Origin of the sequence: Nocardioides sp. NPDC127514 (assembly GCF_040302125.1) — a bacterium.
Taxonomy (GTDB): Bacteria; Actinomycetota; Actinomycetes; order Propionibacteriales; family Nocardioidaceae; genus Nocardioides.
Genome location: NZ_JBEORF010000005.1, coordinates 49,680 through 71,607, shown reverse-complemented (window position 1 = coordinate 71,607; position 21,928 = coordinate 49,680). Strand labels below are relative to the sequence as shown.

The window sequence follows — 21,928 nt, the reverse complement described above, 5'->3', positions numbered from 1 at the left end:
AGCCCACGACGGCACGTGAACGATCCAAGAGTCATGTGTCACATCAGGCTGGTCATTGCGGTTACTCACCAGTAATGTCCACCGAACTAGAGTCAACCGCGACCCCTACGACGACGCAGGAGCCGACCATGCAACACATCCTCGACGCGATCCTCGCCGGCGATACGCCCGGCGAGGAGTTTGCGAACCTCGAGATCCCCGACCACTACCGTGCCGCCACCGTCCACAAGGACGAGGTCGACATGTTCGAGGGCGTCGCGACCAAGGAGAAGGACCCGCGCAAGTCCCTCCACGTCGAGGACGTCGCCCTGCCCGAGCTCGGTCCGGGCGAGGCCTTCGTCGCCGTGATGGCCTCGGCGATCAACTACAACACCGTGTGGACCTCGATCTTCGAGCCGGTCTCCACCTTCGGGTTCCTGGAGCGCTACGGCAAGGAGTCCGAGCTCGGCGCCCGCCACAACCTCGACTACCACGTCGTCGGGTCCGACCTGTCCGGCGTCGTGCTGGCCGTGGGCGCCGGTGTGACCAAGTGGAAGCCCGGCGACCGCGTCGTCGCCCACTGCCTCTCGGTCGAGCTCGAGGCCCCCGACGGCCACAACGACACGATGATGGACCCCTCCCAGCGCATCTGGGGCTTCGAGACCAACTTCGGCGGCCTCGCCGACGTGGCGATGGTCAAGGCCAACCAGCTGATGCCGAAGCCCGAGCACCTGACCTGGGAGGAGGCCGCCTCCCCCGGCCTGGTCAACTGCACCGCCTACCGCCAGCTCGTCTCCGCCAACGGCGGCAACATGAAGCAGGGCGACAACGTCCTGATCTGGGGTGCCTCCGGCGGCCTCGGCGGCTTCGCGACGCAGTACGCCCTCAACGGCGGCGCCAACCCGGTCTGCGTGGTCTCCAACGAGGAGAAGGCCAAGATCGTGCGCAACATGGGCGCCGAGATGGTCATCAACCGCTCCGAGATGGACTTCAAGTTCTGGAACGAGGACGGCACCCAGCAGAACCCCAAGGAGTGGCTGCGTCTGGGCAAGGCCATCCGCGAGCTCACCGGCGGCGAGGACATCGACATCGTCTTCGAGCACCCGGGCCGCGAGACCTTCGGCGCCTCGGTGTTCGTGACCCGCAAGGGCGGCACCATCACCACGTGCGCGTCGACCTCGGGCTACATGCACGAGTACGACAACCGCTACCTGTGGATGAACCTCAAGAGGATCATCTCGAGCCACTTCGCGAACTACCGCGAGTCGTGGGAGGCCAACCGCCTCATCGCCCAGGGCAAGATCCACCCGACGCTGTCGCGGACCTACACCCTCGAAGAGGTCGGCCAGGCCTCTCTCGACGTCCACCACAACAAGCACCAGGGCAAGGTCGGCGTGCTCTGTCTCGCTCCCGAGGAGGGCCTCGGCGTCCTCGACGAGGAGAAGCGCGCGGCTCACATCGACAAGATCAACCTGTTCCGCGGAATCTGAGACGGCCAGCCCGGGTAAATAGCCCATTTGAGACTGGATTCACGGCCGGTCTCCCCTTGCGCGAGGGGTGACCGGCCGTAGTCTTGCCCTTTGGGAGCAGAGGGCAAGACACAAACCCCCCTAAAGTGTGAGGAATCCGCCACAAATGACGAATGAGGGACTATCCATCTTCAACGAGGCTTCAGAGCCTCGGAAGAAGCCTGACCAGGACTCGACGGAGACGCAGGTTCTCCCACGGGTTCCTGGCGCTTCCGGATCGCCCAGCTCCGGCCACAACTCGGCTCCACCGGCTCCTGGCTCACTCCCAGCCTTCCCGGTCGTGCGGCGTGGCGGATACGACCCCGGCACGGTGAACGCGCGGGTGCAGCAGCTGCTCCAGGCCAACGGCCAGGGTCAGTCGGCGCTGCGCAACGCCCAGCGCCGCATCGCTGAGCTCGAGCGCAAGGTCACCGACCTCAAGGCCGCTGCCACCCAGGGCAACGAAGCCCCGTCCTACGCCTCCCTGGGTGGTCGCGCGAGCGCGATGCTCCGGCTGGCCGAGGAGGAGGCCGCCGCGGTCAAGGAGTCCGCTGAGAAGGAGGCCGCGGTCATCCGCGAGGCCGCCCAGCGTGAGGCCGCCGCGACCAAGGCGTCCGCCCAGCGCGACATCGAGGCGCTGCGTACGACGCACTACAAGGAGATCGACGATCACCGCGAGAAGGTGACCTCGGAGGTCCAGCAGGCCCGCAAGATGGTGCAGGCCGAGAGCGACGAGCTGCTCGCCGCTGCCAAGCGCGAGGCCGACCAGATCCGGCTCGCCGTGCAGCAGGAGGTCACCCAGCTGCGTACGTCGACCCAGCGTGAGGTCGAGAAGGCACGTGCCGGCGCGGACCGCGAGGTCCAGGAGGCCCGGCGGATGCTCGCCGTCGAGCGCGAGCGTCTCGCCCGCGAGGCCGCCGACCACCACGACCAGGCGATGGCCGAGACCGCTCGCATCGTGACCGAGGGCGAGACCCGCGCCGCGGACGCCGAGGAGCGTGCCCGGATCGCAGCCCAGCACGTCGCCGACCAGCGCGCCGAGCTGGCCAAGGAGTCCGAGGGGATCATCGCTCGCGCTCGCCGCGACGCCGAGGCGATCCTGTCCAAGGCTCGCGCCGAGGCCGACCACCTCGCGTCCACCGCGACCGTCGAGGCCGAGAAGGGCCACGCGATCATCAAGGCCGAGGTCGACCGCCTCACCAAGCGTCGCGACGCGATCGCCGCTCAGCTCTCCTCGCTCACCGACCTGGTCTCCGGGTTCGGCAAGACCGAGGACCCGGCCGAGCTGGAGGCGCCGAAGCCGATCACCGAGGACGAGGACATCGTCGACGGTGAGCTGGTGGTCGACGAGAGCGTCACCCTGGTCGACTCGGACGACGACCTCGACGACGACTACGACGACTACGACGAGCCCTCCGAGAAGACCGCCATCCGCGAGCCCGAGACTGCGACCGAGAGCCGGTGAGCGGGGCCGCTGCCGACCGTCCTGCGGACGGTCCGGAGACGACGTCTGCCCAGACCGACTCCACCGACGACGCGACGGTCGACAGCGAGGCCGCGATCGACATCGAGGAGCCGGAGCAGGAGAGCGAACGGGACAAGCGGTTCGGTAAGCCCGGACCGCCGTTCGACCGGAGGTCGCCCTACCTGTTCGGGCTGCTCCTGGGCCTCGGTCTGCTGACCGCCTACGCAGCGGGCAACCTCCTCACCACGATGGGGAGCGTGATCCTCCAGGTGGTGGTCTCGCTCTTCATCGCTGCGGGGATCAACCCGATGGTGGTGTTCCTGCAGCGGCGCGGCTTCCCACGGCCGTGGGCGGTGCTGAGCGTCATCCTCGGCGTGCTGGGCGCCCTCGTGCTCTTCTTCGTGGCGCTCGTGCCGGTGATCAGCGACCAGGTCGCCAAGATCTCGGCCAACGTCCCGGACTGGGTCGATGAGCTCCAGCGCAACCAGCGCATCCAGCAGCTCAACGAGGAATACCAGATCCTCGACAAGGTGCAGGACTACGTCGCCAGCGGCGACTTCGTCAGCAGCGCCTTCGGCGGAGCGCTCGGGGTGGGCCTGGCGGTGATCAACGTGCTCGTCACGGGCTTCATCGTCATCGTCCTGACGCTCTACTTCATCGCCGCCTACGACCAGACGAAGAACGCCATCTACCGTCTCGCCCCGGCCTCGCGCCGCGAGCGGGTCAGCAAGCTCGGTGACCGGGTCTTCGAAGGCATCGGGGGCTATGTCTCCGGGGCGTTCGTCGTCGCGCTCTGCGCCGGTCTGTCCACCCTGGTGCTGCTCTTCGTCATCGGGATGGGCGAGTACGCCGTCGCTCTGGCCTTCGTCGTCATGATCACCGACGTGATCCCGATGATCGGGGCCACCATCGGCGCGGTCATCGTCTGCGCGATCACCTTCGCGACGACCGACCTGAAGACCGGTCTCATCGCGGTGATCTTCTACATCGCCTACCAGCAGTTCGAGAACTACGTCGTCTATCCGCGGGTCATGTCCCGCTCGGTCGACATCCCCGGCGTCATCACCGTGATCGCGGCCCTCATCGGTGCATCGCTCCTCGGTGTCGTCGGCGCCCTGCTGGCGATCCCGACGGCGGCCGCCATCCTGATGCTGGTCCGCGAGGTCTACGTCAGGGCCCAGGACGAGCGCTAGCTCCACCCACCTGTGAAGCGCCGCACGCAGCCGATGCGTGCGGCGCTTCGCGTTGTCAGGAGGCGGTCGTCGACTGCTCTCCCTGCTGGACCGCGATGATGCCGACCAGCACGACCAGCCCGCCGATGAGCTGAATGAGGCCGGGCGCCTCGCCGAGCAGCAACCAGGCGACGACGACGGCCGAGACGACCTCGAGAAGCCCCACGAAGGACGAGAGCCGCGAGCCGAGAGTGCGGGTGGCGGCGATGCCGGCGGCGTACGCGACCGAGCAGGTCAGCACGCCAAGGCCGATCAGCGGGCCCCACCACGGCATTTCCAGGCCCGCCAGGACCACCGGCGTGGTCTCCATCGCGAACGGGATGGCTCCGACCAGGCAGAGCAGCGCGAGCAGGACCGTGGCGCCGGTCAGACCGAGCCAGGCCAGCGCGAGCGGCGGCAGCGTGGTGCTGGAGTGGGCGTTGAGCACGTAGTAGCCGGCCAGGCCGACGGCGGCCGCAGAGCCCCACAGGATGCCGAACGGGTGCACGTTCGCGCCGCTGACCAGGTCGAGGACGAGCACGAGCCCGGCGATCGCGACCAGCGCGCCGACCATCGTCAGCCGCGAGGGCCGCTCGCCGTGCCGCAGCCACATCCAGGCGACGACGAGCACCACCCCCATGTACTCCAGCAGCAGCGCCGGCCCGACGGCCATCCACTGCACCGCCGAGAAGAAGGCGAACTGGGGCACCACGATGGCCAGCAGTGCGTACGCCACCACGACCCGCCAGCTTGCGGCCGCACCCCGCCACCGGCCGGCGAGCGCGCGCAGCGCGAAGGGGGCCAGGACCACCGCGCCGATGCCGACGCGGAAGATCAGCACGCCACCCGTCGACCAGCCGGTGTCGAAGAGGCCGCGCCCCAGCGGGCCCGAGAGGCTGAACGTGACCGCAGACACGACCGCCAGGAGCAGCCCGGCCGCCACCAGCGGCGTCTTCTGCGTGCTCTGCGGCACCGCCTCGTCATTGGTCAAAGTCGTCATGACACATGACGATCCCAGCGACGCGGTAATGTGTCAACATGGTTTTCACCCATGACACCGACGTAGGCCTCCAGGCAGCCGCGGCACTGGCGAACACCCTCGCCCTCTCCCCCGGCTCGGTCGACGAGCTGGAGACCGTGGCGGCCCTCGACGAGTTCTTCGTGACGTACGACTACACCGGGCGGCACGACGGCGACCGCGCCGAGCTCGACGAGGTCCGGGCCCTCCGCGTCCGGCTCCGTGATCTGCTGACAGCGGAGCGCGACGAGGCCGTGCGGCTGACCAACGAGATGCTCGCCGAGCACCGCGCGACTCCTCAGCTGGTCCGCCACACGAACTACGACTGGCACATCCACGCCACCGAGCCCGACGCGCCGCTGGCCACGCGGATCGCCGTCGAGACGGCGATGGCCATGGTCGACGTCATCCGCGCCGGCGAGCTGTCCCGCCTCTCGATCTGCGCCGACGACAACTGTGCCGGCGTGGTCGTCGACCTCTCCCGCAACCGCTCCAAGCGCTACTGCTCACCGACCTGCACCAACCGCAACGCCGTGGCTGCCTACCGGGAGCGTCAGGCCAGCACGAAGTAGCGGAGGGCGACGTAGACCCAGGCGACGGCGAGGGTCACGATCGTGACCACGATGCCGTACCTGGTGAACTTCCAGAAGCTGATGGGGTGGCCGGCCTTGGCGGCGAGGCCGAGCACCACCACGTTGGCGCCGGCGGCGACGGCGGTCGTGTTGCCACCGAGGTCGGCGCCGAAGACGAGGGCCCACCACAGCGGGCTGTCGGCGCCCGAGGACGGCGTCGCGGCGACCATCTCCTCCACGATCGGCACCATCGCCGCGGTGTAGGGGATGTTGTCGACGAACCCGCCCACGATCGCCGATCCGATCATCAGCCCGGTCACCCCGGCGAGCTCGTTGTCGCCCATCAGCTCGGCGGCGTACGTCCCGAGGGACCCGATCACACCGACCTCGACCAGCCCGCCGACCAGCACGAACAGCGCCATGAAGAAGGCCAGGGTCGACCACTCGACCTCCTCCAGGAACGCCTCCGTCTGTGTCTGGGAGACGACCACCATCGCGCCGGCACCGAGCATGGCGACCAGCGACGGGTCCAGGTGGAGCTCGGTGTGCAGGCCGAAGGCGAGCATCACCAGGGCGAGGACGGCCAGGCAGCGGTAGAGCAGCCCGCGGTCCGGGATCGCCGAGGCGGGCGGCTCGATCAGGCCGTCCAGGTCGACGCGGCCACGGAAGTCACGCCGGAAGAGCACCCGGACCAGGCCGATCAGCACGACCAGCAGGATCAGACACAGCGGCAGGGAGTGGATCAGGAAGTCGTCGAAGGTCAGGTTGGCCCGGCTGGCCACGATGATGTTGGGCGGGTCGGCGATCAGGGTCGAGGTGCCGCCGACGTTGGCGGCCAGGATGAGCGAGATCAGGTAGGGCATCGGACGCAGGCCCAGCCGCTCGCAGACCGACAGCGTCACCGGCGTGACGAGCAGCACGGTGGTCACGTTGTCGAGGATCGGCGAGAGCGCCGCGGTGACCAGGATCAGCAGCGTCGCCAGGCGCGCCGGGCGACCGCCGGAGTGCTTGACCGCCCACAGCGCGAGGAACTCGAACAGGCCCGTCTGTTTGAGGACGCCGACGATCACCATCATCCCGAAGAGCAGAAAGATGACGTCCCAGTCGACCCCCGTCTCGTGGCTGAAGAAGGCCGACTCGGCGTCGATGATCCCGAGCACGACCATCGCGGCGACGCCACCCAGGGCGGCGGCGACGCGGTGGACACGCTCGGTGGCGATGAGGCCGTAGGTGACGATGAAGACGGCCACCGCTGCGTACACGATCATGCGTTGAGCTCCATGCCATCGACCCTCCGTTACCGGAGACTCGATCCGAATGGGTGCTGCCACCCATAAGGCCAGGCCAGCGGACATGTCAGGGTTGGGGCATGAGTCATCTACCCCTCTACTGGCGGGTCTGCCTGACCAACTGGGCCGTGTTCTGCGTCGGCACCCTGGTCCTGGCGCTGTCCCCGGCCCGGGTCTCGGAGCGCGTCCTGGCCTCGGAGGCGGTGGTGCTGGCGGTCGGGCTGGTGGTGATGGCGACCCTCAACGCGCTCCTGCTGCTGCGCAGCCTGGCGCCGATCGACCGGGTGATCCGCACCATGGACTCGGTCGACCACCTCTCCCCCGACCAGCGCCTGCCGACCCCGGGCAAGGGCGCCGGCGCCCGTCTCGTGGCCAGCTACAACGCGATGCTCGAGCGGCTGGAGACCGAGCGGAGCACCAGCAACGCCAAGGCGCTCGCCGCGCAGGAGGCGGAACGACACCGGATCGCCCAGGAGCTCCACGACGAGGTGGGACAGTCGCTCACCGTCGTACTCCTGGGGCTGAAGGGGCTGGAGCGACAGGTGCCGGAGGAGGTACGCCCCGAGCTCGCCGCCGTCCGCGAGTCCGCGCGCACCGGCATCGACGACGTCCGCCGTGTGGCCCGCCAGCTGCGGCCGGGCGTGCTCGAGGACCTCGGCCTGCACGCCGCCCTGGCCTCGCTGGCCACCGACGTCGGCGCCCTGGGTCGCACGACCGTACGCCGCACCATCGGCCGCGGTCTTCCCGAGCTGCCCCAGGACCGTGAGCTGGTGATCTACCGGGTCGCCCAGGAGGCGCTCACCAACGTCGTACGCCACGCCCACGCCGCCACCGCCGAGCTCTCCCTGTGCAAGGTCGGCGACAAGGTCGTCCTCACCGTCTCCGACGACGGCCGCGGCAGCGCCGCCCTCGTGGCCGGCGCCGGGATCAGCGGTATGCGGGAGCGGGCCCTGCTCGTCGGTGCCGACCTGAGCGTGACCAGCACCCCCGGCCGTGGCACCACCGTCCGCCTGGAGGTGCCGCTGTGACTCCCACGCCCGCGAAGATCCGGATCCTGCTGGCCGACGACCACACCCTCGTACGCCGCGGGGTCCGCCTCATCCTCGACGCCGAACCGGACCTCGAGGTGGTCGCCGAGGCCGCCGACGGAGCCGAGGCCGTCGCGGCGCTGCGCGACGTCGCGGTCGACCTGGTGATCCTCGACGTCGCCATGCCCCGCATGACCGGGCTGCAGGCCGCGCGCACGATCGCCCGGATGCGTACGCCTCCGAAGATGCTGATGCTCTCGATGCACGACAACGAGCAGTACTTCTTCGAGGCGCTCAAGGTCGGCGCCAGCGGGTACGTCCTCAAGTCGGTCGCCGACGAGGACCTGGTCAAGGCCTGCCGCACCGCCATGAGCGGACAGGCCTTCGTCTACCCCGGCGCGATGAGTGCCCTGGTCCGCGACTATCTGGACCGGCTCAACCGTGGCGAGAGCCTGCCGCGCACGGTGCTGACCGAGCGCGAGGACGAGGTGCTCAAGCTCATCGCCGAGGGCCACTCGACCCGGGAGATCGCCCGCGAGCTGACGATCTCCTACAAGACCGTCGAGCGGCACCGGGAGAACATCCTCGCCAAGCTGGGCCTCCGTGATCGCACCCAGGTCACGCGATATGCCATCAGAGCGGGTCTCATCGAGCCCTGAGAAGGCCTACCGTCGAAGGATGGACCCACGGCTCGACGCAGACCTCGCCGGGATGACCGATCTCCTCGGCGCGATCCAGGACTACGCACAAGAGATCATCGCCGGACTCGACGGCAGACCGGTGACCTCTCCGTTCCGGCCACCCTCCGTCGAGCGGCTACCGGCCCGGGGCGCCGGGGGCCAGGCCGCTCTGCGTCACTTCGAGAGCCGCTGGGCGCCGGGTCTCTCGGCGAGCGCCGGCCCCCGCTACCTGGGCTTCGTCACCGGCGGGGCGACCCCGGCGGCGGTCGCCGGCGACTGGCTGACCCCGGTCTTCGACCAGAACACCATCACGGTCCAGGACTCCGCCGCCAGCGACCTGGAGCGCGAGACGGTGCGCTGGCTCCTCGATCTGCTGGGCCTTCCTGGCGACTTCAGCGGAGCGTTCGTCACCGGCGCGACCATGTCCAACCTCACCGGGCTGGCACTGGCGCGCGAGTGGCTCGGCGACCGGCTCGGAGTGTCGGTCTCGACCGAGGGCGCCGCGGCGCTCGGTCCGGTCGTCGTGCTGTCGGGCGCCGCCCACTCCACCGTCTCCAAGGCGCTCTCCGTGCTCGGCCTGGGCCGCGACAGCCTCCAGCCGGTCGCTCTGCTCCCCGACCGCGACGCGGTCGACATCGACGCGCTGCGGACCGCGCTGCGCGAACAGGACGGCCGGCCCGTGATCGTCGTCGCCAACGCCGGCACCGTGAACACCGGCGACTTCGACGACCTGGACGCCATCGCCGACCTGCGCGACGAGTTCCCGTTCTGGCTGCACGTCGACGGCGCCTTCGGGGCCTTCGCTGCCCTCTCCCCCGCCCACGCCCACCTCGTCGCGGGCCTCTCCCGCGCCGACTCGATCTGCGTCGACCTGCACAAGTGGCTCAACGTCCCCTACGACTCCGCGATCCAGCTCAGCCGCCACCAGGACCTCCAGGCCCGGGTCTTCAGCAACGCCTCGGCCTACATCGGCCACCCCGGCTCCTCCCCCGACTTCGTGCATCTGACCCCGGAGAGCTCCCGGCGCCTGCGCGCCCTGCCCGCCTGGTTCACCCTGTACGCCTACGGCCGCGACGGCCACCGCGAGATCGTCGAGCGCACCATCGCCCTGGCTCACCGCACCGGGCGGCTGCTCGCCGAGATCGACGGCGTCGAGCTGCTCGCCCCGGTCCGGCTCAACATCGTGTGCCTGAAGGTCCCCGGCGATCCCGCCGAGCTCGCCCGCCGTGTCGCCGATACCGGCGTCACCTTCGTGACCCCGACGGTCCACCACGGCATCCCAGCCCTGCGGTTGGCGTTCAGCAACTGGCGTACGTCCGAGGCGGATGCGGATCGGATCGTCGAGGTGTTCCGGCGGCTCTTGTCGGACAGCTAGGCCAGGAGGCAGCCGCGAGCCGGAACGTCGCGCCGCCCACCGTCCCAGGGGCTCAGGCGCCGAACTCCCGGGCGCGCAGCTTCGCCAGGTGGGCATGCACCAGCGGAAGCACCGACGCACCCTCGCCGCTCGCGGAGGCGACTCGCTTCATCGACCCGGCACGCACGTCGCCGACGGCGTACACACCCGGCACCGTCGTCTCCAGACTCGCGGGCGGGCTCCCGTCGACCCACGCCTCGCGGGGTACGTCGCGTCCGGTCAGGACGAACCCGTGCTCGTCGAGCGCGACCCCGTCCGCCAGCCACAGGCAGTCAGGCTCCGCGCCGAGCAGGCAGAAGAGGCCGTCGGCGGACGTCTTGGTGTCCTCGCCGGTGTCCAGGTTCTCCAGTCGCAGCCACTCCAGCCGACCGTCGCCACCGCCGTCGCCGACGATTGTGCGCGGCCGGACCTGGATGTTCGACGTCGCGTCGATCTCACGTACGAGATAGGCCGACATGGTCTCCGCGAGGTCGTGTCGCCGGACCAGGATCGTCACCGTGCTCGCGAACTTGGCGAGGTGGATGGCTGCCTGTCCGGCCGAGTTGCCCCCACCGACCACGAAGACCTCCCGGCCCTGCATCTCGCGCGCCATCGACGTCGCGGCGCCGTAGTACACGCCCGCGCCCACCAGGTCGTCCACCGCGGGCACGCCGAGCCGGCGATACGTCACGCCCATCGCGAGCACGACCGTACGAGCGCAGAACTGCGCGCCGCGCACGTGCACGTGCTGGTGCTCGGGCTCGTCGACCGGACCGGGCTCGATCCCGGTCACCGGACGCCCGGTGAAGAATCGCGCGCCGAACCGGCTGGCCTGGATCCGGGATCGCTGGGCGAGGCGCATGCCCGAGATGCCGCGTGGGAAGCCGAGGTAGTTGCGGATCATCGAGCTCGACCCTGCCTGGCCGCCGATCGCGTCGCGCTCCACGACGACCGTCGCCAAGCCCTCCGACGCGGCGTAGACCGCCGCCGCGAGACCCGCTGGCCCGCCACCCACGATGGCGACGTCGGCGATCACGCCCTCAGGGATCTCGTCGAACCCGCCGTAGATGGCCTCGGCGGCCGTCGCCGCTGTCGCGCCGGAGACCACGCGGCCCGTGAAGGTATGGACCAGGGGCAGCTGCGCCCCCGGACCTGCGGCCTCGATGATCTCTTTCGCCTCGTCGTCGCTCGGCTCGAGCGCGCGATGCGGGAACCCCATCCGTTCGAGCAGGTCCCGGATCGCCGCCGCGTCACGGTCGCCCGGCTCGGCGACGACGTCTGTCACGGTCACCAGGGGTCTGCCCACCGACCATCCCCACTCCGAGAGGAGCTCGATCAGCGCGGTGTGGAACTCCTCGTCCCTCGGGCCGCGCGGGATGAGGACGTAGGTGTCCATCTCTCGCTCGAGCGCCGCCGCGCGCAGGTCGTCCAGAGCGCCGGAGAAGTCCTCCCACGAGACCAGCGCGACCCGGCGTGCCGTGGCCACGATGCCCGGTACGCGGCGCAGGAAGTCGATCGAGGTGCCTTCGTCGAGCACGTGCTCGACGGCGACCATCGCGATCTGCGCGCCCTCGGCCACGAGCCCGCGGGTCCGGTCGAGGCCTGCGTCGAAGCCCACCACCGTCTCGATCCGGTAGTCGCGGTCGTACCGCGCCCGGAACTCCCGCTCGATGACGTCGGCATGCTCGCCGCCGACCAGCACGATGACGGGTCTGTCACGCTCCATGCCGCACAGCGTAGACGCCGCGGTGGCTCAGTCGCCCAAGAACTGACGCAGGGCCGCGAGGAAGGTCTCCGGCTTCTCTGAGTGCACCCAGTGACCGGCCCCCTTGATGGTCACCTTGCGGTAGCGCGGGAACCACTCCTTCATCGCCGGCGCGTACTCGTCGGTGACGTAGTTGGACAGCTCGCCGGCCACCCACATCACCGGCCCGTCGTACGGCTCATAGGCTTTCAGCTCCTCGGCCGGCCAGTCGCCGATGCGGTCCAGGTCGCGGCCGAGGACGGGGAGGTTCATGGACCAGCGCCAGCTGTCGCCGTCGCGGCGGAGGTTCTGCAGCAGGAAGCCGCGGACGGTCGCGTCGGGGACCGCCTCCTGCATCCCGGCGTCGGCCTCCTCGCGGCGGGTGATGCGGTCCAGGTCGAGGCTCCGCATGGCGTCGACGTACGTCTTGAAGCCGCCGACGCGGTCGTAGACGACCGGCGACATGTCGGCCACGACGAGCTTCGCGACCAGCTCGGGCCGGGTGATCGCGAGCAGCATCGCCACCTTGCCGCCCATCGAGTGGCCGACCACGGTCGCGGGGTCGTCGGCCGAGAGCAGCTCGGCGACCGCCGCAGTCACCTCGAGGTAGTCGAAGGTCTCAGGCTGCGGGGAACGGCCGTGGTGCGGCAGGTCGACGAGCGTGACCCGATGCTTGTCGGCCAGCTGCTTGCCGAGCGTGTTCCAGTTGCGTCCCTGGCCGAAGAGTCCGTGCAGGAAGACGACACGACTTCCGGCGTCGCCGAGCTCGAGCGTATGAAGTGGTGGCACCGGGGAAGCGTACAAACTCAGAAATCGAAGCCGTCGAACATGTCGCCGATGCCGTCGCCGATCCCGCCGAACATGTCGCCCATGCCCTCACCGATGCCGCCGATCGCGTCGCCCATGCCCTCGCCGATCTCACCGAAGGCGTCGAAGCCGCCGAAGGCGCTGAACATCAGCCCGGCGAACATCCAGTCCATCGGCGAGAACGCGCCGAAGTAGCCGGCGGCGTAGGGCCGGTAGGCCGGGCCACCCTGCCAGTAGGGAACGCGCTCGTTGCCGACCATCACCTTGCGGGTGTCGGGCTCCGCGCCGACCTTGACGCGCTCGGCGTCGAGTGCGCAGGCGGGTACGTCACGGGTGGTCCCGCCCGGCGGCGCCCAGGCCACGTCCTCGACCGAGAGCCCGTGGCGGGGGTCGAAGAAGCACGGCGGGCGGCGCTTCGGCAACGGCTCGCCGGCGACCCGCGCCTCGACGCAGGCGATCGCATAGCGGCCGTCCTCGACGATCGTCGTGATCTTCTTGACGTCGTCGGGCTCGGTCATCTTGTCGACGGTGCGCTTGGCCGTCTCGTATTCGTCCAGCGCGCGCTGGTAGTCGGCGTTGGCGCCCTCGTCGAGCTCCTTGCCGGCCATGTCCAAGTCGAGCTTCTGCAGCTCTTCACCGAACGCGGTCACGTCCTCGAAGGCGAGCTGCTTGACCGGCTCGAGGTCAGCGCGCTGCTTTTCCAGCGCTCGCGCCTGCGAACGCTTGCTGGTCACTACCACGGTCCCGATCACCGCGACGACGATGAGAAGTGCGATCAGAAGTCCCACGTCTTTCAGCGTACTGCCACGGTGGTCGGGCCGGGAGGGACCTCTTCTCAGGAGTAGTCGCGGAAGCCCTTGCCGGTCTTGCGGCCGAGGTAACCGGCGGTGACCAGGTGCTCCAGCAGCGGTGCGGGCGCGAAGCCCGGCTCGCGGAACTCCAGGTAGAGCTCGCGCTCGATGGCCAGCGAGACGTCGTTGCCGACCACGTCGAGCAGCTCGAACGGGCCCATCGGCAGCGCACAGCCGAGCTTCATCGCGGTGTCGATGTCGTCGGCGGTCGCGTAGTGACCCTCGAGCATCTTGACCGCGTCGTTGAGGTAGGGGAAGAGCAGCGCGTTGACGATGAAGCCGGCCCGGTCCCCGCACGAGACCGGCGACTTGCCGACCTTCGAGCACAGCGCGCGCACGGTCTCGGCGACCTCCTCGGCGGTGGTGACGGTGGAGACGACCTCGACCAGCTTCATCACCGGCGCCGGGTTGAAGAAGTGCATCCCGACGACGTCGGACGGCCGCTTGGTCACCTTCGCCAGCTCGATGACCGGCAGGCTCGAGGTCGTGGTCGCCAGGATCGCGCCCGGCTTGCAGATGTCGTCGAGGTTCTCGAAGAGCGTGGTCTTGATGGCCAGGTCCTCGGCGATCGCCTCCACGACGATGTCGACGTCGGCCAGGTCATCCAGCGAGGTCGTACCGGTGAGCCGGCCGAGGATCTCCGGCTTCGCCGACTCCTCCAGCTTGCCTCGTCCGATCGCCTTGTCGAGGCTCTTGGTGATCCGCGCGGCGACACCGTCGACCTTGTCGGCGCTGCGCCCGACGTACGTCACGTCGTAGCCGCCCTTGGCGAAGACCTCGACGATCCCCGACGCCATCGTGCCGGTGCCGACGACGCCGATCTTCGCGATCGTGCGGCGCAGCTCGTGGGTGGCGTCGGCGCTCGGGGTCAGCGCGTCCGGGACGACGACGGGCGAGTCGGCCGCCTCGTAGGTGTAGAAGCCGCGGCCCGACTTCCGCCCGAGCATCCCGGCGGTGACCATCTGCTTGAGGATCGGCGCGGGGGCGTGCAGCCGGTCGCGACCCTGGCGGTACATCGTGTCGAGGATCTCGTAGGAGGTGTCCAGGCCGATCAGGTCCAGCAGCGCCAGCGGGCCCATCGGGTAGCCGCAGCCCAGTCGCATCGCGGTGTCGATGTCCTCGCGGGTGGCGTAGTGGCCCTCGAACATCGAGACCGCGTGGTTCAGGTAGCCGAAGAGCAGCGCGTTGGCGATGAACCCGGCCCGGTCACCGCAGACCACCGGCGACTTGCCGACCTTGCCGACGACCTCGCGCACATCCTCGAGCACGTCCGGCTCGGTCACCACGGTGCGTACGATCTCGACGAACTTCTGCACCGGAGCGGGGTTGAAGAAGTGCACGCCGACGACCCGGCCCGGGTGGTTGGATGCGGTCGAGATCTCGGTCACCGACAGCGACGAGGTGTTGGTCGCCAGGATCGTCTCGGGAGCCACGATCTCGTCGAGGGTGGCGAGGATCGACTTCTTCAGTTCCAGCGACTCCACGACCGCCTCGACGACCATGTCGACGTCCTTGAGCGCCGTCGGGTCGGTGGCGAAGGAGATCCGGCCGAGCAGCGCCTCCTGCTCCTCCTCGCTGAGCTTGCCGCGCTTGACCGCGCGGCCCGTCGAGTGCGCCAGGTGGGCCTTGCCACGCTCGAGGCCCTCCTCGTCACGCTCCACCCCGACCACGGTGAACCCGTTGCGGGCGAACACCTCCGCGATCCCGGCACCCATGGTGCCCAGGCCGACGACTCCGACTGTCTCGATCGTGCGCTCACTCATGCCCCGCATCCTGCCACGGTGTGATGCCCGGCACGCCGGGACGCCGCTAGATTCGGGCACTGTGACCGACCAGACCCAGACCACCGAGCTCATCGAGGCCGAGCGCATCGACGCCGAGCGGATCATCCCCGCCTCCCCCACCGACATCTTCGCCGTTCTCATCGACCCCGACGGCCATGTGGCCATCGACGCCGCCGGCATGCTCCAGTCCGCGGAGGGATCGCCGGTGGGCGCGGTCGGCGACCGGTTCGTCGTCCACATGGACCGCGAGGCCCTGGGCGACTACCCGCTCGGCAAGTACGACGTCACCGTGATCATCACCGGGTTCGAACCCGACAGGTGGATCGAATGGACCATCGAAGGCACCATCAAGCCGCCGATCGGCCACCGCTTCGGCTACGAGCTGGAGCAGCTCGACTCAGGCGACACCCGCGTCACCTCGTACTGCGACTGGTCCACCGCCCTCCCCGAGTGGAAGGCGATCTTCCCCGTGATCGACCAGAAGTCGATCCGGGCCACCCTCGGAATCCTGGAACGAGCCGTACGCCGCGGCTACCCCAAGCCCTGAGCGAAGCGTCACCCCCGCCGGCCGAGGCGTCACTCGCGCGAATCGAGCCGGCACCGAAGTGCCGACTCGATTCGCGTAGGTGACGCCTCGGCTGACGTACGTGACTTCTCGGCGGGGGCCGGGATCGGCGAGGCTGGGATCAGTAGGTGTGGAAGCCCTCGCCGGTCTTGCGGCCGAGCTTGCCTTCCTGGACCTTCTCGACCAGGAGGGCAGCGGGATCGAAGCCGGGCTCGCCGAACTCGTTGCGGAGCTCGGTCTGGATGGCCAGGGAGACGTCGTTGCCGACCACGTCGAGGAGCTCGAAGGGGCCCATCGGGAAGCCCGCGGTCTCCTTGATCGCGGCGTCGATCTCGGCGATGGCGACGCCGGACTCGTGCAGCTTGACCGCGTCGTTGAGGTAGGGGAACAGCAGCGCGTTGACGATGAAGCCGGAGCGGTCGCCGCAGGAGACCGGGACCTTCTTGACCGCGGTGGACAGTGCGCGCACGGTCTCGTCGACCTCGGGCGAGGTGAGGTCGGTGGTGACCACCTCGACCAGCTTCATCACCGGCGCGGGGTTGAAGAAGTGCATGCCGATGACGTCGCCGGGGCGTGCGGTGACCTTGGCCAGCTCGGTGATCGGCATCGAGCTGGTGGTGGTGGCCAGGATGGCGCCGGGCTTGGCGATCCGGTCGAGATCCTTGAAGAGCGCGGTCTTGACCTCGAGGTCCTCGGCGATGCCCTCGACGATGAGGTCGGACTCGCCGAGATCCTCGCGCGAGGTGCTGCCGGTGAGGCGTCCGAGCACCGCGGCCTTGGTCTCCTCGTCCGAGCGGCCCTTCGCGATGGCCTTGTCGAGCGACTTGGTGATGCCGGCGACGACCCCGTCGAGCTTCTCCTGGGAGCGGCCGACGAAGACGACGTCGTACCCGGCCTGGGCGAAGACCTGGACGATGCCCGAGGCCATCGTGCCGGTGCCGACCACGCCGATCTTCTCGATCGTGTGGCGCAGCTCCGGAGCCTTGGCGTGGTCCCCGGCCACCGCAGCGAATGTCCCGGACTCGCCGGCGACCTTGGTGAGCAGGTCGGCGGGCTTGTGCAGGTTGTCGCCGGTCTCCTCGAAGCGGGCGAGCAGCGCGTCGCGTACGGCGGCGGCGCCGATCTCGTCGGCCGTGGCCAGCGGCCCCTGGGGGTAGCCGCAGCCGAAGCACATGGCGTTGTCGATGTCGGTGGCGGTGGCGTAGCCCGACTCGAGCATGCGAATGGCGTGGTTGAGGTAGGGCAGCACGAGCACGTCGTGGATGGAACCCTGGGTCGAAACCGTCATGCGACGGAAGACTGCCAAATTTATTACCCATGAGTAACCCCTGGTGGCGTGACGCTGCTCACATGGGGCCATGCGATACGTTCTCCCGGTGAGACTCGTCGTTGCCACCTGCCAGGTCGACTACGCGGGGCGGCTCACCGCCCACCTACCGATGGCCACCAGGGTGTTGATGCTCAAGGCCGACGGATCGGTGCTGGTCCACTCCGACGGGGGCTCCTACAAGCCCCTCAACTGGATGTCGCCGCCCTGCACCCTCTCGGAGGGCAAGTCCGACGACGGCCGCATCGAATGGACCGTCACCTCCAAGACCGACGACACCCTGCGGATCCTGATCGACGAGATCCACCACGAGACGTCCCACGACCTGGGCATCGACCCCGGCCTGCAGAAGGACGGCGTCGAGAAGCATCTCCAGGAGCTCCTCGCCGACCACCCGGCGACGCTGGGCGAGGGCCTGACCCTCGTACGCCGCGAGTACCCAACCGCGATCGGGCCGGTCGACCTGATGTGCCGCGACGCCGACGGGAAGTCGGTCGCGGTCGAGATCAAGCGGCGCGGTGAGATCGACGGCGTCGAGCAGCTGACCCGCTATCTCGAGCTGCTCAACCGCGACCCTCTGCTGGCCCCGGTGCGCGGCATCTTCGCTGCTCAGGCGATCAAGCCCCAGGCCCGCGTACTGGCCGAAGATCGCGGTATCACCTGCGCAATCGTCGACTACGACGCGCTCCGCGGCCTCGATGATCCGACCGAGAGACTCTTCTGACCAACAGTTGGTGCACGGTCAGGCAAGTTCACGTCGGGGAAACCCCATTCCCTACCTTTGAGTAGGAACTGCGTGACAAGATTCACGCCATGTCCATGAACTACTCGGGGCATGGCGTTGGGGGCCGCCTGTCCGTGAGCGACGTCGAGGCGATCATGATCGATCTACTCACGATGCAGCAGATGCACACGGCGGAGTTCCATGCGATCAAGAACCGGATGGAGCGCACCGACGCCGCGATCGACAGCGTCAACGCGCGCCTGGACAGCGTCGAGCGGCGGCTGGACGACCTGCTGATCTCGATGAGCCAGCTGCTCAACTGGGCCAACCCCCGCTGAGACCACCCCCGTCGGTCGAGCCGGGCGAGCGCCAGCGAGTCCGTGTCGAGACCAACACAACCCGTCTTCCGCGACAGCAGACCGTGTTGGCCTCGACACGCCTCCGCCTAGCGGCTCCGGCGGCTCGACCAGCGGTTACTGCACGGTGATCGGCTCGCCGCCGGAGACGAGGCGCCAGTCGACCGAGGCGAACGCGGCCGGGTCGATGACCTGGTGGGCGGTGACCCAGTCGATGAGCAGCTGGCGGATCTCGACCTGCTGGTTGTAGACCACGGTGGCGTCGGTGACGTGCGGGAAGCCGCCGCCACCGGACTGGCGGTAGTTGTTGACCGCGAGCACGAACTCCTGCGCGTCGGTCACCGCGACGCCGTCGTAGGCGAGGTTGGTGATCCGCGAGCCCACCGCGACTGAGATGTCGATGTCGTAGGTCAGCGCCGCGTCCAGGCCTGCGATGGTGTCGAAGTTGTAGTCGGGCGTGCCGTTGGGCGCGGTGTCGGTCGGCGCGTTGGTCACGGCGTCGATCGGGAACGGGCCGGTGCCGCTGACCTGCTTGAAGTAGCGGGCGCTGAACTCGAGGTAGTCCTTGAGCTGGGCGCCGGTGATGCGCACCGCCATCAGGGTGTTGTCGTAGATGTAGAGGCCGGCCACGTCGCGTACGGTCACCTCGCCCGCTGGGAAGGCCGCGGCGCGGCTGAACGGCGCCGCGATCGAGATGACCGGCAGGTCGGCGTCGGAGCCGGTCAACGCGGCCTTGACCGCGTCGGCCTGGACGTAGTTGACGAAGTCGATGATGGGTACGTCCTCGACGACCGCCCGCGCGGCCAGCATCTCCACCGCCGAGGTGCCGACGACGGAGTTGACGTAGGAGACCACGACGTCGTGCTGCTCCTGCACGGCGGCCGAGACCTCCGGGTCGGGGTCGACGGTGTTGGAGTTGAGCGTCTGCGAGGTCGCCGACTGCAGGACCCACCGGGGCCGGCCGTGACGCTTCTCGCGGCGTACGAGCAGGTCCATCACGGAGACGCGCATGCCCCAGTAGAGCGGCTCGGTCAGCAGCACCTGCTTGCCGGTCTCGGTGTTGGTGACGTAGCGCTGGGTGATCTCCCGGTGGGCGTGGCCGACGAGGATCGCGTCGACGTCCGCCACCTGCTCGGCAACGAGGGTCGAGGCGTTCTCCGGGGGCAGCTCGTCGCCGTAGGAGCTGGAGGTGTCGGCGCCGGAGTGGGCGCTGATGATGACCAGGTCGCAGCCGGCCTTCTTGAGCTCGGGCACGAAGATCTTGGCCTGCTCGACCAGCCCCGGGAACTCCATCTTCCCCTCGACGTTGGCCTTGTCCCAGATCGCGATGCCGGGGTTGGTCAGCCCGAGCACACCGACGCGGAGGCGGCGGCCGCGGCCCAGGTCGTAGTCCTTGATGATGTAGGGCGGGAAGACCGGCAGCTTGGTCGACGGGTCGACCGCGTTGGCGCCGAGCATCGGGAAGTTCACCTGCTCCTCGAACTTCCGGATCGTGTCGATGCCGTAGTTGAACTCGTGGTTGCCGAGCGCGGCGGCGTCGTAGCCGACCAGGTTCATCGCCCGCGCCATCGGGTGGATGGCGCCGTCGGTGATCGGGTCGATCCGGGCGTAGTAGTAGGCCAGCGGGGTGCCCTGGATCGTGTCACCGGCGTCGATGGTGAGGATCGGCTCGCCGCGACGATCCTCGCGGACGGCGTCGATCAAGGTCTTGACCTTGGCGACGCCGATCTCGTTGCCTGCGCTGTTCGAGAACTCGGCGTTCTTGTAGTAGTCCCAGTTGAAGACGTTGCCGTGCAGGTCGGTCGTACCGAGCACGGTCAGTCGGACCGTGTCCGGTTTGCCCGCATGCGCCGGAGCGGCGGTGTAACCGGCAGCACTCAGCGCCGCGGCGCCCGTGACAGCAGCACCGGACAGGACAGAGCGGCGGGTGGCGTGAGGCATCGGTAACGTCCTTGCGCGAGTAGGTAATCGAATGCAAGGCAATTCCTACCACCTCGGACGCAACTTGGCGGCGCCTTCCGTCAAGCAGCCAGATGCTTCTTCTTGACGGGCTTGCCGTCCAGGGTGACCAGACGGCGCTTCTTGACCGTCATCCCCTCGGGCAGGGTGCCCTCCTTGAGCATGCGGATCGGACACCGCTTGCACCGCGACTTCGACACGCAGCACTCCGTCTTGGGAGGCTTCCTCTTCTTGCCCACGCTCGAAGGGTAACAGCAGGGTTAGGCGTGCCTTACTTCTACGAGCGCGGCCACCTCGGAGGCGCAGCCCCAGCTCAGCGTCACCCCGGCGCCGCCGTGGCCGTAGCAGTGCACCACCCGCCCCTCGCGCTCCAGCCGGACCGATGGCCGGGCCGGCCGGAGGCCGACCAGATGGGCCCTGACCTCGGCGTTCGCGATCTCCGGCACGGCTGCCGTGGCGTCGGCCAGGATCCGCTCAGCCGTACGCGGATCCGGGCTCTGGTCCCAGGCGTGCGGCACCGACGTACCTCCCACAACGGTGTCGCCACCGCGCGGGAAGACGTAGGAGGGGGCGTCGCCCTCGGCCTCCAGCCACTCCTCGGTAGCGCCCGGTCCGAGGACGACGATCTGGCCCTGGACCGGGTAGAGGCTGGTATCGCCGACCAGCTCGCGCGAGCCGAGTCCGGTCGCGTTGACCACGACGTCGGCGTCCAGACTCGCCAGGTCGTCGACGGTCCCGGTCGTGATGCTTCCGCCCGCCTCGGTGATCCGCCGCTCGAGCCACGGCAGGTAGACCGGCATCTCGGCGATCGGGACGGTGAACTCGGCACGGCCCTCGGTCACGGTCAGATCGGTGAGCGGCTCGGCCCACCACAGGTCGGCCTCGGGGTTGTGCTGGGCGCCGTGCACCATGCGTACGCCTGCCTCCGGCTCCTCCTCGGCCAGCCGGGCGAGCTCTCGGAAGGTCTCGGCCGCCCAGGCCGTCACCCGGTCGCGAGGCTCGGCGAGGTAGGGGAACCAGAACCCGCCGGCCACCGCCGAGGTGGTCCCGCTCGTCCGCTCCCGGCCGATCACGGTGACCTCGTGACCGGCCTCCAGCAGCCGTACCGCGCACGAGAGCCCGATGACTCCGGCTCCGACCACCGTTACTCGCATGCGCGGCAGGCTACTAGGCCTGATCACTGGGCGAGGCGACGAGCCAGCACCGGGATGACGATGGCGGCGGCGACGACGTGCAGCAGCATCAGGACGATCGCGCTGGCGGCGTCGAAGCCGAAGGTGACGTCGGGGACGAGCGAGAGGACGGTCAGCACGACGGTGGTGACCACGAACGTACGTCGCGGGCGGCGGGCCACGCGGGCCATCACCGCGGCCATCGCGACCCCGATGAGCGAGAAGAGGGCGGTCAGCTGGGCGTAGCCGGCGAGCGGGATCGTGCCGCTGGCGGTCTCGAAGCTCACCCCGGCCGCCGAGGCGGCCATGGCGAGGACGGTGACGACCGCGCTGGCGACGACCGTGGCGCCGAGGCCATGGAGCCAGACATGCTTGCTGGCGGCGCGGGTCGAGCGGGTGGTCTGCTGGGCGGTGGTGATCGTGGACATCTCGTACTCCCGTGAAGTGGCGGGAGGCGCTGTCCGCCTCCCTCTGCCCCTTTCACGAATGGCCACGA

21 protein-coding genes are annotated in these 21,928 nt (G+C 69.2%); 10 read left to right on the top strand and 11 right to left on the bottom strand.

Annotated features, from left to right (window positions below):
* Positions 1-128 precede the first annotated feature (128 nt).
* The 3 genes from ccrA (at position 129) to ABTX24_RS05365 (ending at position 4,145) form a co-directional block, all read left to right on the top strand.
* Positions 129-1,469: a crotonyl-CoA carboxylase/reductase gene (ccrA, locus tag ABTX24_RS05375; RefSeq protein WP_350837932.1), complete on the top strand. Its 1,341-nt coding sequence runs from the start codon at positions 129-131 to the stop codon at positions 1,467-1,469.
* Positions 1,470-1,788: 319 nt separating this feature from the next.
* A complete protein-coding gene (locus ABTX24_RS05370) occupies positions 1,789-2,952 on the top strand; it encodes a coiled-coil domain-containing protein (protein ID WP_160027800.1) in 1,164 nt (387 codons plus the stop codon).
* Positions 2,949-4,145 (top strand): AI-2E family transporter, encoded by a 1,197-nt coding sequence (locus tag ABTX24_RS05365; protein WP_160027798.1) that lies wholly within the window; start codon positions 2,949-2,951, stop codon positions 4,143-4,145. The genes ABTX24_RS05370 and ABTX24_RS05365 overlap by 4 nt, the downstream gene beginning before the upstream one ends.
* Before the next feature lie 55 nt (positions 4,146-4,200).
* Here ABTX24_RS05365 and ABTX24_RS05360 read toward each other — a convergent pair whose 3' ends face one another.
* Entirely contained in the window at positions 4,201-5,163 is a 963-nt protein-coding gene (locus tag ABTX24_RS05360) for an EamA family transporter (RefSeq protein WP_350837930.1), read from the bottom strand.
* A 38-nt stretch (positions 5,164-5,201) separates the two neighbouring features.
* On the opposite strand from ABTX24_RS05360, the gene ABTX24_RS05355 reads away from it, so the two are divergent.
* A complete protein-coding gene (locus tag ABTX24_RS05355; RefSeq protein ID WP_160027794.1) occupies positions 5,202-5,753 on the top strand; it encodes a CGNR zinc finger domain-containing protein in 552 nt (183 codons plus the stop codon).
* Here the strand turns inward: ABTX24_RS05355 and ABTX24_RS05350 are convergent.
* Positions 5,735-7,021 (bottom strand): ArsB/NhaD family transporter, encoded by a 1,287-nt coding sequence (locus ABTX24_RS05350; RefSeq protein WP_350837928.1) that lies wholly within the window; start codon positions 7,019-7,021, stop codon positions 5,735-5,737. The two genes, ABTX24_RS05355 and ABTX24_RS05350, sit on opposite strands and share 19 nt — an antisense overlap.
* A 101-nt stretch (positions 7,022-7,122) precedes the next feature.
* Here ABTX24_RS05350 and ABTX24_RS05345 point away from each other — a divergent pair, with 101 nt between their 5' ends.
* Genes ABTX24_RS05345 through ABTX24_RS05335 form a run of 3 tightly spaced genes read left to right on the top strand, consistent with a single transcriptional unit; the run spans position 7,123 to position 10,125 of the window.
* Positions 7,123-8,070, top strand: coding sequence for a HAMP domain-containing sensor histidine kinase (locus ABTX24_RS05345; RefSeq protein ID WP_350837926.1), 948 nt, complete (start codon positions 7,123-7,125; stop codon positions 8,068-8,070).
* The gene (locus ABTX24_RS05340) at positions 8,067-8,729 is read left to right on the top strand and encodes a response regulator (protein WP_350713146.1); all 663 of its coding nucleotides are present in this window, start codon (positions 8,067-8,069) and stop codon (positions 8,727-8,729) included. Before ABTX24_RS05345 ends, ABTX24_RS05340 begins: the two co-directional genes overlap by 4 nt.
* A gap of 19 nt (positions 8,730-8,748) precedes the next feature.
* The gene (locus ABTX24_RS05335; RefSeq protein WP_350837924.1) at positions 8,749-10,125 is read left to right on the top strand and encodes a pyridoxal phosphate-dependent decarboxylase family protein; all 1,377 of its coding nucleotides are present in this window, start codon (positions 8,749-8,751) and stop codon (positions 10,123-10,125) included.
* Positions 10,126-10,177: 52 nt separating this feature from the next.
* Here ABTX24_RS05335 and ABTX24_RS05330 read toward each other — a convergent pair whose 3' ends face one another.
* Genes ABTX24_RS05330 through ABTX24_RS05315 form a run of 4 tightly spaced genes read right to left on the bottom strand, consistent with a single transcriptional unit; the run spans position 10,178 to position 15,308 of the window.
* Positions 10,178-11,869, bottom strand: a complete 1,692-nt coding sequence (locus tag ABTX24_RS05330; protein WP_350837922.1) for an NAD(P)/FAD-dependent oxidoreductase — start codon at positions 11,867-11,869, stop codon at positions 10,178-10,180.
* A 27-nt stretch (positions 11,870-11,896) separates the two neighbouring features.
* Positions 11,897-12,676 (bottom strand): alpha/beta fold hydrolase, encoded by a 780-nt coding sequence (locus ABTX24_RS05325; protein WP_350837920.1) that lies wholly within the window; start codon positions 12,674-12,676, stop codon positions 11,897-11,899.
* A gap of 17 nt (positions 12,677-12,693) precedes the next feature.
* Positions 12,694-13,482 (bottom strand): hypothetical protein, encoded by a 789-nt coding sequence (locus ABTX24_RS05320; RefSeq protein WP_201451250.1) that lies wholly within the window; start codon positions 13,480-13,482, stop codon positions 12,694-12,696.
* Between the two features lie 47 nt (positions 13,483-13,529).
* Complete coding sequence (locus tag ABTX24_RS05315) at positions 13,530-15,308, bottom strand: 3-hydroxyacyl-CoA dehydrogenase family protein (RefSeq protein WP_350713151.1); 1,779 nt, start codon at positions 15,306-15,308, stop codon at positions 13,530-13,532.
* Between the two features lie 61 nt (positions 15,309-15,369).
* Here ABTX24_RS05315 and ABTX24_RS05310 point away from each other — a divergent pair, with 61 nt between their 5' ends.
* Positions 15,370-15,876, top strand: coding sequence for an SRPBCC family protein (locus ABTX24_RS05310; protein ID WP_350837918.1), 507 nt, complete (start codon positions 15,370-15,372; stop codon positions 15,874-15,876).
* A 139-nt stretch (positions 15,877-16,015) separates the two neighbouring features.
* Here ABTX24_RS05310 and ABTX24_RS05305 read toward each other — a convergent pair whose 3' ends face one another.
* Entirely contained in the window at positions 16,016-17,182 is a 1,167-nt protein-coding gene (locus tag ABTX24_RS05305; RefSeq protein ID WP_350837916.1) for a 3-hydroxyacyl-CoA dehydrogenase family protein, read from the bottom strand.
* 88 nt (positions 17,183-17,270) lie between these two features.
* On the opposite strand from ABTX24_RS05305, the gene nucS reads away from it, so the two are divergent.
* On the top strand, positions 17,271-17,945 hold the full coding sequence (nucS, locus tag ABTX24_RS05300) for an endonuclease NucS (RefSeq protein WP_201451249.1): 675 nt from the start codon (positions 17,271-17,273) through the stop codon (positions 17,943-17,945).
* An 89-nt stretch (positions 17,946-18,034) separates the two neighbouring features.
* Positions 18,035-18,283 carry a hypothetical protein gene (locus tag ABTX24_RS05295; protein WP_141795502.1) on the top strand — a complete coding sequence of 83 codons (249 nt, stop codon included), beginning with the start codon at positions 18,035-18,037 and terminating at the stop codon, positions 18,281-18,283.
* Between the two features lie 135 nt (positions 18,284-18,418).
* On the opposite strand, the gene ABTX24_RS05290 is transcribed toward ABTX24_RS05295, so the two are convergent.
* From ABTX24_RS05290 to ABTX24_RS05275, 4 genes are all read right to left on the bottom strand, one after another.
* Entirely contained in the window at positions 18,419-20,242 is a 1,824-nt protein-coding gene (locus tag ABTX24_RS05290) for a bifunctional metallophosphatase/5'-nucleotidase (protein WP_350837914.1), read from the bottom strand.
* Between the two features lie 80 nt (positions 20,243-20,322).
* Positions 20,323-20,499 (bottom strand): hypothetical protein, encoded by a 177-nt coding sequence (locus tag ABTX24_RS05285; protein ID WP_008362162.1) that lies wholly within the window; start codon positions 20,497-20,499, stop codon positions 20,323-20,325.
* 21 nt (positions 20,500-20,520) lie between these two features.
* On the bottom strand, positions 20,521-21,414 hold the full coding sequence (locus ABTX24_RS05280; RefSeq protein ID WP_350837912.1) for an NAD(P)/FAD-dependent oxidoreductase: 894 nt from the start codon (positions 21,412-21,414) through the stop codon (positions 20,521-20,523).
* A gap of 23 nt (positions 21,415-21,437) precedes the next feature.
* Positions 21,438-21,860 (bottom strand): DUF6069 family protein, encoded by a 423-nt coding sequence (locus tag ABTX24_RS05275; protein WP_350837910.1) that lies wholly within the window; start codon positions 21,858-21,860, stop codon positions 21,438-21,440.
* Positions 21,861-21,928 lie beyond the last annotated feature (68 nt).